At 70.3% G+C, this 15529-nt stretch carries 16 protein-coding genes; 6 read left to right on the forward strand and 10 right to left on the reverse strand.

What is annotated here, in order from left to right; genetic code table 11:
• Positions 1-70 precede the first annotated feature (70 nt).
• From ULB03_RS06170 to rsmI, 3 genes are all read right to left on the reverse strand, one after another.
• Positions 71-973 (reverse strand): SirB1 family protein, encoded by a 903-nt coding sequence (locus ULB03_RS06170; protein WP_322482365.1) that lies wholly within the window; start codon positions 971-973, stop codon positions 71-73.
• Between the two features lie 128 nt (positions 974-1101).
• Positions 1102-1491: a YraN family protein gene (locus tag ULB03_RS06175; protein ID WP_322482366.1), complete on the reverse strand. Its 390-nt coding sequence runs from the start codon at positions 1489-1491 to the stop codon at positions 1102-1104.
• Entirely contained in the window at positions 1478-2458 is a 981-nt protein-coding gene (gene rsmI, locus ULB03_RS06180) for a 16S rRNA (cytidine(1402)-2'-O)-methyltransferase (RefSeq protein ID WP_322482367.1), read from the reverse strand. The genes ULB03_RS06175 and rsmI overlap by 14 nt, the downstream gene beginning before the upstream one ends.
• Positions 2459-2507: 49 nt before the next feature.
• Here rsmI and ULB03_RS06185 point away from each other — a divergent pair, with 49 nt between their 5' ends.
• Entirely contained in the window at positions 2508-3857 is a 1350-nt protein-coding gene (locus tag ULB03_RS06185) for a penicillin-binding protein activator (RefSeq protein WP_322482368.1), read from the forward strand.
• A 9-nt stretch (positions 3858-3866) separates the two neighbouring features.
• Here ULB03_RS06185 and ULB03_RS06190 read toward each other — a convergent pair whose 3' ends face one another.
• From ULB03_RS06190 to ULB03_RS06200, 3 genes are all read right to left on the reverse strand, one after another.
• The gene (locus tag ULB03_RS06190) at positions 3867-4115 is read right to left on the reverse strand and encodes a hypothetical protein (protein WP_322482369.1); all 249 of its coding nucleotides are present in this window, start codon (positions 4113-4115) and stop codon (positions 3867-3869) included.
• Positions 4116-4270: 155 nt separating this feature from the next.
• Entirely contained in the window at positions 4271-5062 is a 792-nt protein-coding gene (gene znuB, locus ULB03_RS06195; RefSeq protein WP_322482370.1) for a zinc ABC transporter permease subunit ZnuB, read from the reverse strand.
• Positions 5055-5882, reverse strand: a complete 828-nt coding sequence (locus ULB03_RS06200; RefSeq protein WP_322482371.1) for a metal ABC transporter ATP-binding protein — start codon at positions 5880-5882, stop codon at positions 5055-5057. The genes znuB and ULB03_RS06200 overlap by 8 nt, the downstream gene beginning before the upstream one ends.
• Positions 5883-6054: 172 nt before the next feature.
• Between ULB03_RS06200 and ULB03_RS06205 the strand changes: the two genes are divergently transcribed.
• From ULB03_RS06205 to ULB03_RS06215, 3 genes are all read left to right on the forward strand, one after another.
• Positions 6055-7032 carry a zinc ABC transporter substrate-binding protein gene (locus ULB03_RS06205; protein ID WP_322482372.1) on the forward strand — a complete coding sequence of 326 codons (978 nt, stop codon included), beginning with the start codon at positions 6055-6057 and terminating at the stop codon, positions 7030-7032.
• A 49-nt stretch (positions 7033-7081) separates the two neighbouring features.
• On the forward strand, positions 7082-7882 hold the full coding sequence (gene dapB / locus ULB03_RS06210; RefSeq protein ID WP_322482373.1) for a 4-hydroxy-tetrahydrodipicolinate reductase: 801 nt from the start codon (positions 7082-7084) through the stop codon (positions 7880-7882).
• Between the two features lie 104 nt (positions 7883-7986).
• A complete protein-coding gene (locus ULB03_RS06215; RefSeq protein ID WP_322482374.1) occupies positions 7987-10482 on the forward strand; it encodes a patatin-like protein in 2496 nt (831 codons plus the stop codon).
• Between the two features lie 98 nt (positions 10483-10580).
• Here ULB03_RS06215 and ULB03_RS06220 read toward each other — a convergent pair whose 3' ends face one another.
• Positions 10581-11072, reverse strand: coding sequence for a DUF2244 domain-containing protein (locus tag ULB03_RS06220; RefSeq protein WP_322482375.1), 492 nt, complete (start codon positions 11070-11072; stop codon positions 10581-10583).
• Between the two features lie 104 nt (positions 11073-11176).
• On the reverse strand, positions 11177-11941 hold the full coding sequence (locus ULB03_RS06225; RefSeq protein WP_322482376.1) for an SDR family oxidoreductase: 765 nt from the start codon (positions 11939-11941) through the stop codon (positions 11177-11179).
• Positions 11942-12079: 138 nt separating this feature from the next.
• On the opposite strand from ULB03_RS06225, the gene ULB03_RS06230 reads away from it, so the two are divergent.
• Together ULB03_RS06230 and nth are read left to right on the forward strand one after the other, a co-directional pair.
• Positions 12080-13003: a LysR family transcriptional regulator gene (locus ULB03_RS06230; RefSeq protein WP_322482377.1), complete on the forward strand. Its 924-nt coding sequence runs from the start codon at positions 12080-12082 to the stop codon at positions 13001-13003.
• A gap of 166 nt (positions 13004-13169) precedes the next feature.
• Complete coding sequence (gene nth, locus ULB03_RS06235) at positions 13170-13811, forward strand: endonuclease III (RefSeq protein WP_322482378.1); 642 nt, start codon at positions 13170-13172, stop codon at positions 13809-13811.
• A gap of 89 nt (positions 13812-13900) precedes the next feature.
• Here nth and ULB03_RS06240 read toward each other — a convergent pair whose 3' ends face one another.
• Complete coding sequence (locus ULB03_RS06240; RefSeq protein ID WP_322482379.1) at positions 13901-14515, reverse strand: bactofilin family protein; 615 nt, start codon at positions 14513-14515, stop codon at positions 13901-13903.
• A 268-nt stretch (positions 14516-14783) separates the two neighbouring features.
• Positions 14784-15488 (reverse strand): EI24 domain-containing protein, encoded by a 705-nt coding sequence (locus tag ULB03_RS06245; RefSeq protein WP_322482380.1) that lies wholly within the window; start codon positions 15486-15488, stop codon positions 14784-14786.
• Between the last annotated feature and the right edge of the window lie 41 nt (positions 15489-15529).

Raw genomic sequence — 15529 nt, forward strand, 5'->3', positions numbered from 1 at the left:
ACGGTTTGGACTGTGGCCCCCCGAGGACCGGCCCGGCTGCGGCGCCGATCACAGGGGAAATTACATCGGATCAATTCAGGCGGTTGCGCAGATGCTGCACCAGGGTGGCCGCCTGGTCCAGCAGTTGGGCCGAGGTGCCGGCACGGGCCCCCAGTTCCAGGAAGGTCTCGAACGCGGCGATGGCGGCGGCGATGTGGCCGAGCTGCGCCTGCAACAGGCCGGATTCCCGCCACAGCGGCACCTGGCCCGGCGCCATCAGCAGCATGGCCTCGACCGCCTCGGCCGCCAGGTCGGGCCGTTCGCCGCGCATGTGCAGCAGCTTCACATTGTTGTGCAGGCGCAGGAGGATGTCGCGGTTGCCTACGGGGGCGTAGTGGTCGGGCTCCAGCTCCGCCGCCGTGCCGGAGGTTTGCTTGATCAGGTCGCGCAGGTCGACCACGCTCAGGACCCGCCCGCCGCCGAAGGGGTCGATGATGGCGCGCTCGCCCCCCTGTTCCAGGCGGATGAGGAAATGGCCGGGGAAGTTCAGGCCCACCATGGTCCAGCCCTGGGCGCGGGCGGCGTGGATGTAGAGGATGCCCAGCGCCACCGGCAGGCCCCGCCGCCGGTCGATGACCCGCGCCAGGTTGGCGTTCTGCGGATCCTCATACGTGGCGCTGTCGCCCTCATATCCCATGCGGTCCACCAACACGGCCCGCAGCGCGTCCAGGCATAGGCTGAGGGTCAGCGCCTCCGGCGGCCGGCCGCCCACATGCTCACCCACATGCGCGCCCACTGCGGCCGACAGGGCGGTAAGATGGCGGCGATAATTGGCCAAGCCGCCGTCGGCACCCGACAGGGCGGCCAACGCCAGGGCGGTTTCGGCCAGGTCGATGTCCTCGTCACGCATCTGGCCCACGGCGCGCAGCAGCGCGCGGGCTTGCGCCGGGCCCTTGCCGGCACGGCCGCGTTTTGGGGACAGCAGGCTGGTCACGGACTGGACGCTCCCTCCGGCATCGGTTTCCGGGACATAGCGCATCGCCGGGGCGGGTGTCGACCACCAAAGCCGCCGGAACCCTCAATGAATCCTCATGAGGGCCTGCTACGGGGGGGCGCCGTCCGTCAGGAGGCGCGCCAGGCGTCCGGCCGGTGCAGCGGCCAGCGCCGGGGCCGCACGATCATCAGGTCGAAGCGGATGGCGTGGCGCGCCAGACGGGGCCGGGCGGCGACGTACAGGCCGGCGGCGCGTTCCAGCCGGCGCCATTGCTGAAGGCTGACGGCGCCGTGCCCCAGCTCCTCGCTGGCCCGCGCCTTGACCTCGACGATGGCCAGAAGGTCACCGCGCTGGGCCACGATGTCGATCTCCCCCGCCGGGGTGCGGCACCGGCTGGCCAGCACGCGATAACCCTTCAGCCGCAACGCCAGCCGGCACCATGCCTCCGCCCACCGGCCCAGGCGCTCGCCGGAGCGGCCGTTCAGCGTCTTTCTCGCCAGCCGCTCAGCCCGCGTCATCTTTCGAAATCTCAAGCGCCCGTTGGTAGACCTGCTTGCGCGGGGCGCCGCTGGCCTCGGCCACCGTGGCGGCGGCGTCGCGGACGCTGAGGGTGCGCAGGGCCGCGCGCAGCAGCGCGTCGATGTCCACGGCCTCCTCCCCCGACGCGACGGGCGGGCCGATGACCACCACGACCTCGCCCTTGGGCGGGCCGGCGTCGGCATAGTGGGTGGCCAGCTCGGCCAGGGTGCCGCGCCGCACCTCCTCGAACAGCTTGGTCAGTTCCCGCGCCACCGCCACCTCGCGCCCGCCCAGCACCTGGGCGGCGTCGGCCAGCAGGTCGGCCAAGCGCTGGGCCGACTCGAACAGCACCAGGGTGGCGCGCACCGGCGCCAATTCCTCCAGCGCCGCGCGGCGGGCGCCCGTCTTGTTGGGCAGGAAGCCGGCGAACAGGAAGCGATCGGAGGGCAGGCCGGCTAGGACCAGGGCTGTCAGGGTGGCGCTGGCGCCCGGCAGGTGAGTGACGTGCAGGCCCTGGTCGCGCGCCTCGCGCACCAGCTTGTAGCCGGGGTCGGAGATCAGCGGCGTGCCGGCGTCCGACACCAGGGCGATGGCCTCGCCCGCCGCCATGCGGGCCAGCAGCTGCGGCCGCATGCGGGCGGCGTTGTGCTCGTGATAGGGCAGCAGGGGCTTGCGCACCTGGTAGCGGGCCATCAGCTTGGCCGTCACCCGCGTGTCCTCGCAGGCGATGGCGTCCACGCCCTTCAGCGTTTCCAGCGCGCGCAGGGTGATGTCGCCGGCGTTGCCGATGGGGGTGGCGACGACGTGCAGGCCAGGCGGCGGTTTACGGGACGGGGCACTGCCGCTAGGCTCTGCCCCGTCTGGCGCGGCGTCCCCCTCCAGGGTGTCGTCCTGCGCGTCTTCAGTGTCGTCTTCAGGGGCGTCGCCGGCGTCGACATCGTCGACTGGCGGATGCTGCGGTTTCATGGGATCGACAGGTGGTCCAAAGGGTGGGTTCGCGATGATGTATGCCGGTATGTCTGCCACAGCCAGGGTGGGCAAAACCGCTGCCGGGCTGTTGGCGCTGACCCTGTTGGCCGCCTGCGCCAGCCAGCCCACGGTAACGGCCCCGCCGCCGCAGGCGCAAGCGCCGCGGCAGGCCGCCCCCCAGGCGGCCGCCCCGCAGCCGCAATCCCCCAAGGCCGCCGAGGCCACGCCCGAAGCGCCACCGCCTGCCCCCACCATCCCGGCGGATGAAACGGTGCGCGTGGCCCTGCTGCTGCCCCTGACGGGCAAGGCGGCCAGTCTGGGCGAGGCCATGCAGCAGGCGGCGCAGATGGCGCTGTTCGATACCGCCGACCCGCATTTCCAGCTGCTGATCCGCGACACCCGCAGCACGCCGGAGGGGTCGGTGGCCGCGGCGCAGGAGGCGCTGGCCGCCGGGGCCACCCTGCTGATCGGGCCGGTCTACGGGGTGGACGCCAAAGCGGTGACCCCGGTGGTCGGCACGGTGCCGGTGTTGAGCTTTTCCAACGACGCCACGGTGGCGGACACCCACGCCCCCGCCGGTGGCACCTGGGTGCTGGGCTTCCAGCCGCAAGACCAGGTGGCCCGGGTGGTCAGCTACGCCGCCAGCCATGGCCTGACGCGCCTGGCCCTGTTGGCCCCGGTGGGCGGCAATGGCGACATGGTGGAGCAGGCCATGCGCGACGCCGCGTCCAAGGCCGGTGCCGACGTGACCACCGCCGCGCGCTATCAGCCGACGCAGAAGGACGTCAGCGAGACCATCAAGCGCCTGTCCAACTTCGAGCAGCGCCACGCCCAGATGGCGGCCGCGCGCGACGCGGCCGCCAGCAAGGACGGAAAGGCGGCGGCCGCCGTGGACGACCTGCCCTTCCAGGCCATCCTGATCGCGGAGGGCGGACAGCGGCTGAAGGAGGTGGCGCCCCTGCTGCCCTTCTTCAACATCGATCCCGGCCCCGTCCGCTTCCTGGGCACGGGCCAGTGGGACGAGCCGGGCATCGGGCGCGAGCCGTCGCTGGTCGGCGGCTGGTACGCCAGCGCGGCGCCGGACGCGCGGCAGGGCTTTGAGAAGCGCTTCAACGACGTGTACGGGCAGCGCCCGCCGCGGCTGGCCACCCTGGCCTATGACGCGACGGCGCTGGCCGCGGTGCTGGCCAAGGCCCACAAGGCCTATGTGCGGGAAAACCTGACGGACCCCAACGGTTTCGCCGGCATCGACGGCGTGTTCCGGCTGCTGCCGACCGGCCAAGTGGAACGGGGCCTGTCGGTGCTGGAGGTCACCCGGACCGGCGTCACCGTCGTGGACCCCGCCCCGACCAGCTTCACAGCACCCGCAGCACCCGCGCCGAACCCCGGTTCCTGACAGCCGGGATCAGCGGAGTACCGCGGCGTCCCCGGCCATATCCGGGGATGCCTGGTCCTGGGCCAGGGATCGTCGGGTAGCAGCGGCGGCCAGTTCGAACCAGGCCAGGCGCGCCACGCGGGCGGCGGCCGAGCGGTCAGTGTCGCGGCGAAGGTCCACAGGGATGACGCCCGAACCCAGAGAGCCGGCGGGCGCCTGCGCGGAGCCGGCCTTCATGCCGGCGAGGGAGAACCGATCCAAACCATGCTCCATCGTCATGTCTGCCCCACCTCAGGTGGGCGCCGGTTCACGTGCTGTTAATCAGATTGTGACCGAGATGACGCGTCGGCGGTAGCGAAATTATCCTTAAAAATTGGTTAAAATGGTGCGCAGGTGCGAAAGCCGCTCCACCTGCGGTCGCCCGGCGGCGTGCGTCAGCGAAGCGTGCGCCGGGGAAAAAGCTGGGTCAGCAGGAATAACGCGGCCGCAGCAACCACCACCGCCGGACCCGCCGGCAGATCGGCCCGGAACGATGCGCCCAGGCCCCCGCAGACCGACAGCGCGCCGATCAGGGCGGCCAGGGCGGCCATGACTTCCGGCGTGCGGGCGAATCGGCGGGCACAGGCGGCGGGGATGATCAGCAGCGCCGTGATCAGCAGCACGCCCACCACCTTCATGGCCAACGCGATGGTGGCGGCCATCAGCATCATGAAGCCCAACTGGGTGGCCAGGACGGGCACCCCCTCCACCCGGGCCAAATCCTCGCTCACCGTCATGGCCAGCAGGGGCCGCCACAGCCAGGCCAGCAGGACCAGCACCACGACCCCGCCGCCCCAGATCCAGGCCAGGTCCCCGCCGCTGACGGCCAGGATGTCACCGAACAGATAGGACATGAGGTCCACCCGCACCGTCTGCAGCAGGGCGACGGCGATCAAGCCCAGGCTGAGGGTGGTGTGGCTGAGCAGGCCCAGCAGCGTGTCGGTGGCCAGCTTGCGCTGGCGCTGCATCAGGACCAGGACGCCGGCCAGCACTAGCCCGACCAGCGCCACCGCCAGCATCAGGTTGATGCCGGCCACGAACCCCAGCGCGATGCCCAGCAGGGCGGCATGGGACAGGGTGTCGCCGAAATAGGCCATGCGCCGCCAGACGACGAAGCAACCCAGGGGGCCGGCCACGAGGGCGACGCCCACACCACCGGCCAGCGCGCGCAACAGGAAATCATCCATGGGTGGGGTGGTCCTTGGTGGCGGCGGGGCCGGAGGGCGCGGGGGACGCCTGGTCGTGCGTGTGCTGGCATCCCGGTGGGGCGGCGCCATGGCTGTGCGGGCCGGCGGAGGACAGCCAGGCCGGAACAGCCATGGGGTCCCAGGCGCCCCCCGGGATGCCGAACAGGGCCTGGAAGTCGGGATGCCGGCGGACGTCCTCGGGACGGCCGGCGCAGCAGACATGACCGTTCAGGCAAACCAGGCGATCAGTGCCGGACAGGGCGTGGTTGAGGTCATGGCTGACCATCAGCACGCCACAGCCGTGACGGCGGCGGATGGCGTTGATCAGGGCGTACAGCGTGGCCTGGCCCGCGACGTCCACCGCCTGGGCCGGCTCATCCAGCACCAGCAGATCGGGGCGGCGCAACAGGGCGCGCGCCAGCATCACCCGTTGCAGTTCACCGCCCGACAGGGATTGGACGGCACTGCCGGCCAGGCCGGCGGCCCCCACCTCGCCCAAGGTTTCCGCCACCGCCGCCTCCGTCACCGGCCCCCAAAGGGAAAGCAGGCGGCGCACGGTCAGGGGCAGGGTGGCATCCACGGCCAGGCGCTGCGGCATATAGCCGATACGCAAGCCCGGCTTGCGCCATACCGTGCCGCCGCTGGGCCGCTGCAAACCCAGCACGGCGCGCAGCAGGGTGGACTTGCCCGCGCCATTGGGGCCCACCAGGGTCACGACCTCGCCCGCCGAGACGGTAAGGTCCACCGACTGCAGCACCGTCCGCCGGCCGAACTGCACGGTCAGCCCGGCGGTCTTGATAAGCGGTTCGGCTGGCGACATGTGTGGGACCTGTTGGCGGGGCGAGCCTGCGACTCAGCGGGGGACGAGCCTGCGGCGCGGGTATGTGTGCCCCCCGGCTTTACGGCATCCGAACCGACTTGACAAATGTTATAGTATAACATCACTTGCCGGCCACAACCGCCCCGGCGCCCTTACACCGGTTGGAATTCCCATGGTTTCTGTCCGCATCCTGCCCCTGGTCGCCCTGCTGTGGCTGGCGGTCGCCGCCCCGTCGCAGGCCCAAACCCAGCAGGGGACGGCGTCTCATGCCCCGCAGGTGGTTGCCAGCGTCAAGCCCGTGCATTCCCTGGCGGCGGCCCTGATGCAGGGGGTCGGCCAGGGGGGCGACACTCCCAGATTGCTGGTCGACGGCACGGCCAGCCCGCACAGCTTCAGCCTGAAGCCGTCGGACGCCGCCGCCTTGTCCCGGGCCGACATCGTGTTCTGGATGGGCCCGACGCTGGAGCCGTTCCTGGTGAAGCCGCTGGCCAACCTGGCGCGCGGCGCGCACATCGTCACCCTGATCGAGGCGCCGGGACTGCGCCCCCTGGCCCTGCGCACCGCCGGCGCCTGGGCGGAGGGCGACGACCATGGCCATGTGGTGGCGGCCGTGGCGGGGGGCGCCGCCGATACCCAGATCGACGGCCATGCCTGGCTGGACCCGGCCAACGCCAAGGCCATGGCCCGCGCCATGGCGGACGCGCTGATCCAGCAGGACCCCGCCGACGCCGCCCGCTACCGCGACAACCTGGCCAAGCTGCTGCGGGACCTGGACGCGCTGGACCAGGAGATCGGCGGCATCCTGGCCCCCGTCAGCGGCAAGCCCTTCGTCGTTTTCCATGACGCCTTCCATTACCTGGAGGCGCGCTATCGCCTGGACGGGGTGGGCGCCATCACCCTGAACCCCGAGGTTCGGCCCGGCGCCGCGCGCCTGAGCCAGCTGCGCGCCCGCATCCAATCGTCCGGCGCCGCCTGCGTCTTCGCCGAACCGCAGTTCGACACGGCGCTGATCGCCGCCCTGGTGGACGGAACCAAGGCCAAGCGCGGCGTCCTGGACCCCGAGGGCGCGCTGCTGCCGCCCGGCCCCGACCTCTACGCCACGCTGATGCGCGCCAACGCCCATGCCCTGGCCGGCTGTCTCGGCGGATAAGCTGTGATAAGACCGCCCCCACGAGAGCTTCAGCGGTGGGGATAGGATCATGCGGATCGGGATCGTGGGCTGCGGCGGCCGGATGGGCCGCATGCTGATGCGGGAGGTGCTGGGCACCCCCGGCGCCACCCTGTCGGGCGGCACCATGCGCCCCGGCAACCCCGATTTGGGCCGGGACCTGGGCACGCTGGCCGGCCTGGAGCCCGCCGGCCTGGTTTCCAGCAGCGACGTGGATGCCCTGTTCGCCGCCAGCGACGCGGTCATCGACTTTACCACCCCGGCCGGCACCGCCGTCCATGCGGGCCTGGCCGCGCGGCACGGCACCGCCCTGGTGGTGGGCACCACCGGGCTCAGCCCTGACCAGCAAGCCGCCATCGACACGGCGTCGGGGCAGGCGGCGGTGGTGCAGGCGCCCAACATGAGCCTGGGTGTGAACCTGCTGCTGGCCCTGGTGCAGGACGTGGCCCGCACGCTGGGGCCCGACGTCTGGGATATCGAGATCGTGGAGATGCACCACCGCCACAAGGTGGACGCGCCGTCGGGCACCGCGCTGGGCCTGGGCCGCGCCGCCGCCGCCGGCCGGGGCGTGGAGCTGGACACCGTGTCCGACCGGGTGCGTGACGGCCACACCGGCGCGCGGGAGGCCGGGCACATCGGCTTCGCCACCCTGCGCGGCGGCGACGTGGTGGGCGACCACACCGTCATCTTCGCGGCCGAGGGCGAGCGCATCGAGCTGACCCACAAGGCCGGCAGCCGCGCCATCTTCGCCCGGGGTGCGGTGCGCGCCGCCATCTGGGCCGGGGCCAAGGGGCCCGGCCTCTACAGCATGCGCGACGTGCTGGGGCTGTAAGGCGGCGGCATCACCGCCACCGGCCGAAAACTTAACTTAATTGACCCGCCGAGGGCTGAGGGCGACAGTCGGGGCGGGAGTAACCACGCCTCGGATGCCATGCCGTGAAGGAAAAAGAACTGCGCATGGCCCTCGTCTGCTACGGCGGGGTGTCGTTGGCCGTCTACATGCATGGCGTCACCAAGGAACTGTTGAAGCTGGCCCGCGCGTCGCGGGTGTTCCACGGCACCCATGATCCCCGGCTGCGCACCCAGGGCAGTTACCAGGCGCTGCAGGACGATCTGGCCCGCCGCATCGGCTACAGCAGCGGCAGCGCCCTGGGCGCCAGCCAGACCCCGGACACGGAGGAGGTCTACGTCGCCCTGTTGCAGGAGGTGGGCGCCCACATCGACCTGCGCATCGTCATCGACGTCATCGCCGGATCGTCCGCCGGCGGCATCAACGGCGTGCTGCTGGCCCGCGCCCTGGCCCACGACCTGGACCTGGACGCCCTGACCGCGCTGTGGCTGGAGGAGGCGGACGTCACCCAGCTGATGGTCGAGGACGGGCGGGCGACGAAATGGAGCAAGTGGTTCCTGAAGCCCTTCCTGGCCTATGGCCTGGGGCGGCTGATGCGCCTGGCGCCGGACGACGAGATGCGCTGGAAGCTGTCGATGTTCGTGCGCTCCCGCTGGTTCAAGCCGCCCTTTGACGGCATGCGGCTGATGGAGATGCTGCTGGACGCGGCCACCGCCATGGGCCAGCCGGTCAGCCCCTATGCCTCGCTGCTGCCGGCGGGGCAGTCGCTGTCCCTGTTCGTCACCGTCACCGACTTCCACGGCTTCCTGCAGCGCATCCCCGCCCATGACCCGCCAGCGGTGGAGGAGCGGGAGCATCGCCACGTCCTGAAGTTCCATTACCGCCGCTGGCCCGGCGGCCGGGTGGACACGGATTTCGGCGAGGGCTCCATCCCCGGTCTGGTGTTCGCCGCCCGCGCCACCTCCTCCTTCCCCGGCGCCTTCCCGCCCGCCCACCTGCGGGCGCTGGACGGGCTGTTGGCGCGGCGGGGCCGGGACTGGCCGGACCGGGACCGCTTCCTGAAGCGCAATTTCCGCCGCTACACCGCCGCCGGCGTCGACCCGGGGCGCATCAGCTTCATCGACGGCAGTGTGCTGAACAACAAGCCCTTCGCCGAGGCCCTGCGCGCCATTTCCGGCCGCCCGGCCTACCGCGAGGTCGACCGCCGGCTGATCTACATCGACCCCGACCCGGCCCACCTGAAGCGGGTGGCGCGGGCGGAAACGCCCGGCTTCTTCCGCACGCTGAAGGGGGCGCTGTCCGACATCCCGCGCAATGAGCCGGTGCGCGACGAGCTGGTGTCCATCGACCGCAACAACGCCCGCATGCGCCAGCTGCGCTCCGTCATCGAGGCGGCGCGGCCTGGTATCACCCAGCTGGTGCATGAGGTGGTGGGGGGCGAGACGCCGGCGGAACTGACCTACGCCCAGGTCCACGACTGGCGGGAGATCGCCAACGGCCGCGCCGCCAAGGAGGCCGGCTTCGCCTATGAGGCCTATGTCCGGCTGAAACTGACCTCCGTCCTGGATGCCCTGGGGCGGCTGGTGGCGGTGGGATGCGGCTATCAGCCGGGCACGGCGGCGGCGCGCCAGGCGACGGACGCCTTGCACGCCTGGGCGCAGGCCACCGGCATCACGCCCGACCAGGTGACGACCTGGGGCCCAGAGCGGGAGGAGGCGCGGGAGGCGGCGGGGGGCACCGGCGACACGGCCGAGGCCGACGCCCCGCCCTGGGTCCGCTTCCTGCTGGCCTTCGACGTGGGCTTCCGCGGCCGGCGCCTGCGGTTCGTCATCCGCGCCCTGAACGAGCTGTACGCCCGGTTGGACGAGGACGGGTTCACCGATGTCACCGCCCGCGACCTGGATGACATCAAGGCCAACCTATACGACTGCCTGGAGCGTCTGCGCGTCTATGAGTCCGGGGCCTTCCTCAACGCCGATGAGCGCGAGGCCCTGGCCGTGCCCTTCGTCGAGCCGCTGGCCATGGGCCGTTCGCCCGATTTGGCGGCGGTGAATCGTGTCATGTGGGACCTGGCCCGGCGCATTGACCTGAACGCCATCAACCAGCAGGTGGACGAGATTTTCGCGCTGATGGGCCTGAACCTGCTGGGCCTGGCGGCGCGGCGGGAACTGTTCGTGGCCTATGTCGGCTTCGCCTTCTGGGACGTGCTGACCTTTTCCATCAGCGGCTGGCGCGAGCTGGACGACCTGGAGGAGGTGCGGGTGGACCGCATCAGCCCGGACGACGCCCGCTTCTGCCAGGCGATGGGCGGCGCCATTCCCCTGAAGGGGCGGGAGATCAACCATTTCGGCGCCTTTTTCAGCCGCGCCCACCGGGAAAGCGATTATCTGATGGGCCGGCTGCACGCCGCCGACCGGCTGGTGGATCTGGTGCTGGACGCGGCGGGCCATCCGCCGGGGGTGGACGGGGCCGGCCTGAAGCGCCGCCTGTTCGCCGCCATCGCCCGCACCGAACGCGAGCGCCTGGGCGAACGCTCCCCCGCCCTGCGCTGGCTGGAAGGGTTGCTGGCGGAGGGCGGTTAGAGCGGAACGCGATCAGGTGTAGTCACCTGATCGTGTAAATCCGCTCTATCATGAACAGGTTAAGAGCGAGATGCGATCAGACATGATCGCATCTCGCTCTAAAAGCCGCCGTTCTTGTGCCGGGCGAGCGCGTCACTGAGGGTGCTGGCCACCCGCACCCGTTCCTCCATGGGCAGGAAGCTGCCCACCACCAGGCGCTTGCCGTGGCTGGTCAGCACCACCTGGCTGTCATGCCGGGCGGGGTCGTCCATATGCACGCGCAGCCAGTAGGGAACGAAGGACCAGCGGCGGCTGGGGCGACGGGGTTCCACCCGCTCCACCGTCAGGGCCTGATCGGTCAGCTCCACCCGCTCATACAACCGGGCGGAGCGGTAGCTGGCGCGGAAGGCCAGGTAGATCACCAACACGTCCACGCCGCAGAAGCCGATGACGGGCCAGGCGCCGCGCAAGTAGAAGACCAGGCCCACGCCGAAACTGACCGCCGCCACGACGCCCATGAGGATGCGGAACCCCATCGGCGACAGGCTGCGGTGGGGCCGCAGGATGACGCTGAGCCAAGTCTGCCTCAGGGTGGTTTCGTCATGGATCATGGACAAAACAGTAGGGCGGCCCACCTACCCGGTAAAGGCCGCCCCCTGTCAGGGCTCAAGCGCGGGCCATGACCCAGGCGCTGGGGTCCTTAGCTTCGCGCGTCTCAGCTTCGGGTGATCGAAATGCCACCGTCCACAAGCTGGGCCGTGCCGGTGACGAAGGACGAGTCGTCCGAGGCCAGGTACAGAACGGCGCGGGCCAGTTCCGCCGGCTGGCCGGCGCGGCGCAGGGCATGGGCGTTGTTCAGCCAGTCGCGCTTCTCGGCCGTGTCGTTGGCGGCGTGATACATCTCGGTCTCCACCGCCCCCGGCAGCACGGCGTTGACCCGCACGCCCTGGGGGCCGAACTCGGCCGCCAGCGCCTGGGTCAGGCCGATCAGGCCGGACTTGCTGGCGGAATAGGCGGCCAAGCCGGGGAAGGAGAAGGTGTAACCGACGAAGGTGGAGGTGAAGATGACCGAACCGCCGCCGTTCTTCACCATCTGGCCGATCTGGTGCTTGGCGCCCAGGAAGGGACCGGTGAGGTTGACGGCCAGGGTGTTGGTCCAGCCGGCCTCGCTCACCTCCGTGCTGGGCCCGGCCTCACCCAGGGTGCCGGCGTTGTTGAAGGCGATGTCCAGGCGGCCGAAGCGCGTCACCGCCAGCGCCACCAGGGCCTGATTGTACTCCTCATGCTGGACGTCACCGGCCAGCGCCACGGCCTGGCCGCCGGCGGCGATGATCTCGGCCACCAGGCTATCCAGTTCCGCCTGGCGGCGGGCACCGACGACGACCTTGGCGCCTTCCGCGGCGAACAGCTTGGCGGTGGCGCGACCGATGCCTGAGCTGGCGCCGGTGATGAGGGCGACCTTGTTCTGTAAACGAGCCATTTTTCACTCTCCGATGCTGGGATCGGCGCGACCACCGCGCCGCTGACGAACCAAGGATTACCCTTCAGCCTCCCTTGCATCGATGGGGTGAAAATGAGTTTATGATTCAGTTTTGCTGAATAATTCTGGTAGGGCGCCATGGACAGGCTGCGCGCGTTCGAAGTGTTCGCCACGGTGGTGGCCAGGGGCGGTTTCGCCAAGGCGGCGGACGCCCTGAACACCTCCCCCGCCAACGTCACCCGCTATGTCAACGAGCTGGAGGGCTACCTGGGCAGCCGGCTGCTGAACCGCACCTCGCGCCGGCTATCGCTGACCGAGGCGGGGGAGGCGCTGTACGAGCGCGCCCAGACCATCCTGGAGGAGGTGGCGGAGGCGGAGGCGCTGGCGTCCGCCACCACGCTGAAGCCCAGGGGGCGGCTGCGGGTGAACGCGCCGCTGAGCTTCGGCGTGGGGCACCTGGCGCCGCTGTGGCCCCGCTTCATGGCGCGATATCCCGACGTGCTGCTCGACGTCGCCCTGACCGACCGGGTGGTGGACATGGTGGAGGAGGGGTTCGACCTGGGCATCCGCATCTCGCGCGGCGGGTCGCCCACCTACGCCGCCCGCAAACTGGCGACCTCGCGCAACGTGCTGTGCGCCTCGCCCGACTACCTGGCGCGCCAGGGCGTTCCCGCGACGCCGTCGTGCCTGGCCAACCATGCCCGTATCGCCTACAGCTACACCGGCGTGCCGGAGGACTGGGTGCTGCTGGACCCGGAGGGCAAGCCGGTGACGGTGCGCATCCCCATCCGCCTGCTGACCAACAACGGCGACACCGCCCGTGCGGCCGCCCTGGCCGGACAGGGCATCATCTGGCAACCCACCTTCCTGATCGGCGATGATTTGCGCGCCGGCCGCCTGGTCCCGGTGCTGCCCGACCACCGCATCCCCGATATCGACATCCTGGCCGTCTATCCCAGCCGCCGCCATGTCAGCGCCAAGGTCCGCGCCCTGATCGACTTCCTGGCCGACGCCTTCCACGGCACCCCGGCCTGGGAGTGCCACTCCGGCGACACCGCTTGATCGAACCATGGCGCCGCCCGTAGATTTGCCGGCCCGCCAGACGACTGGGCGTGAATAAACCTAGGCCGCGACCGCGGCCGCCGGAGCTTTCTGGGAAGCGTCAGCGGACTGGAAAGCGAGGACAAGCCAAGAGGCGGATGCCCCGCCGGCGTTTGAGGCCCCGAACATGAAACGCGCGACCATCGAAGAGTTCTTCCGCCGGCTGGCGGAGCGGGACCCCGAGCCGAAGACGGAGCTGGAGTACGTCAACCCCTACACCCTGCTGGTGGCGGTGGTGCTGTCGGCCCAGGCGACGGATGTCGGCGTGAACAAGGCCACCAAGGCGCTGTTCCAGATCGCCGACAACCCGGCGGCCATGGTGGCGCTGGGGGAGGCGACGGTGCGCGACCATGTGAAGACCATCGGCCTCTACAAGACCAAGGCCGCCAACGTCATCCGCCTGTCGGAAATCCTGTTGGAAAAGCACGGCGGCCAGGTGCCGCGCAAACGCGAGGACCTGGAGGAACTGCCGGGCGTGGGCCGCAAGACGGCCAACGTGGTGCTGAACGTGGCCTTCGGGGAACCGACCATCGCCGTCGACACCCATATCTTCCGCGTGTCCAACCGCACCGGCCTGGCGCCGGGCAAGACGGTGGAGGCGGTGGAGGAAAAGCTGGTGAAGGTGGTGCCCAAGGCCTATCGCCTGCACGCCCACCATTGGCTGATCCTGCACGGACGCTATGTCTGCAAGGCGCGCAAGCCGGACTGCGCGGTGTGCGGCGTCATCGACCTGTGCGCCTATGAGGCCAAGACGGTCCTGACGGCCTGAACCAACTCAGGGCTGAAACCGTTCCGGAAGTGAAATGGGCCAGCCCATGCCTGGGCCGGCCCATCATCAATCACCTTGCAGGGATGGGATCAGGCGTCGGCGCCGGGGGCGACGACGGCCTCCACTTCCTTCACCGGGCGGGCGCGGGACTCACCCGTCAGCGTCTCGATGGTGCCGACGAGCAGGCCGCCCTGCTCCACCTCCAGCACGCCGTAGCGGATGTTGCCCTGGATACGGCCGGTGGAGCGGACGCGCAGGGTGCCGCGCACGGAAATATCGCCCTCGAAACGACCGCCGATGTCAGCCTCGTCGATCTCGACGGAGCCCTTGAACAGGCCGCTGTCCGTCACCTCGATGGCCCGGCCCTCGCGCAGCTTGGCCTCGACCGTGCCTTCCACCACCAGGATGTCGCAGGCGGCGATTTCACCCGACAGGGAGATTTCACGACCGACGATCAGTTTGCGCATGTCATTGGTAGGCAAGGGTGCGTTTCCTTCAGTACCGGTGGGCGCGACACGCCGGGGCGGCGTGCCCGGAATTTCCACGACGCGGCGCGGAATGTCACTACGAAAACCACCGGTGGCGGCACCCGCCGGCGCCGGGGTCGCGGGCGTCGGCGGCACCTGCGTGGCGCCGCCGCCCAGGCCAAGCGAGGGCTGGCCCGGCGTCGGGGCGGAGCCGGGCGTCGGCGTCTTGAACTGCATGTTGATCCCCTTGTCTGAGGGCCCCCGGTTGGCCGCGGCCAAGGTCGAAGGCTCCGGTTCGGTAACGGGTTCCACGGCCGGGGGGGCCGGGGGCGTGGGCTCAGCCACCGGAACGGGCGTGCGAAGGTCGGCCGGCTTGGCCGGGTCGCCGCCAACGGGGCCCAGGGTCGGTCGGTTACGTCGGAACATTGGCGTTGTCCCCAAATCTTCGTGTCGCGCGGCCAACCTGGCCCCGATGAGGGACAGGCCGGTCGTTCAAGGTCGTTTTTTATGAGTTCGCCCGGGATGCGCCCGGCTGCGGACCCCGCGTTCCGCCCGCCGGCGAGAACCCGCCGAAAAGGTGGAGCATGAAGGCCGTCGCCAGAACCGGCGCGAACAGATTCACAACAGGCAGCAAGGAAATAAAGGCAATAATGAGGCCCGCGCAAAAAATCCGCCCCTTGTAACGCAGACGGAGTAGACGGGCCTGATCGGACGGCATGCGGCGCACCGCCACCTGGTCGAAATACTGCCGCCCCAGCAGGAAGCCGTTGGCCAACGGATAGGCGACGGCACCCACCGGCGGCAAAAGCCACAACGGCAGCACGGCCACGTTGACGACGATGAGCAGGGCGGTGAAGCGCAGCGCGATCGCCGTCTCCTCCCACAGGCTGGCGTCGCGGGGGGGCGGCAATTGGGGGTACCACCGGCGCTCTACGGCCCGGGCCACCGGCTCCACCAGCATGCCGGCGACAGCCGCCACCACAACCAGGAAGAAGTACCAGGCGAGGGCCACGACACCCAGGGCGCCGGCCACGGTGACCAGCGGGTCCAGCCAGGGATTGCCAGTGGGGTGCAGGCGGTCCAGCCCGAAAGAAACCAGGACGCCCAGCGCGACGAAGGACAGCAGCGTCAGGACGAAGGAACGGACCATCACCCGCAGCAGGGCGGGATCGAGGGCCTGGGCCAGGGTGCGGAAGAGGGCGCGTATCATCAACATCCTAGGTAATATGCCCCCGCGCTTGCCGCAAGCCG

The sequence above is a fragment of the Nitrospirillum goiasense genome (genome assembly GCF_034427435.1).
Taxonomy (GTDB): domain Bacteria; phylum Pseudomonadota; class Alphaproteobacteria; order Azospirillales; family Azospirillaceae; genus Nitrospirillum.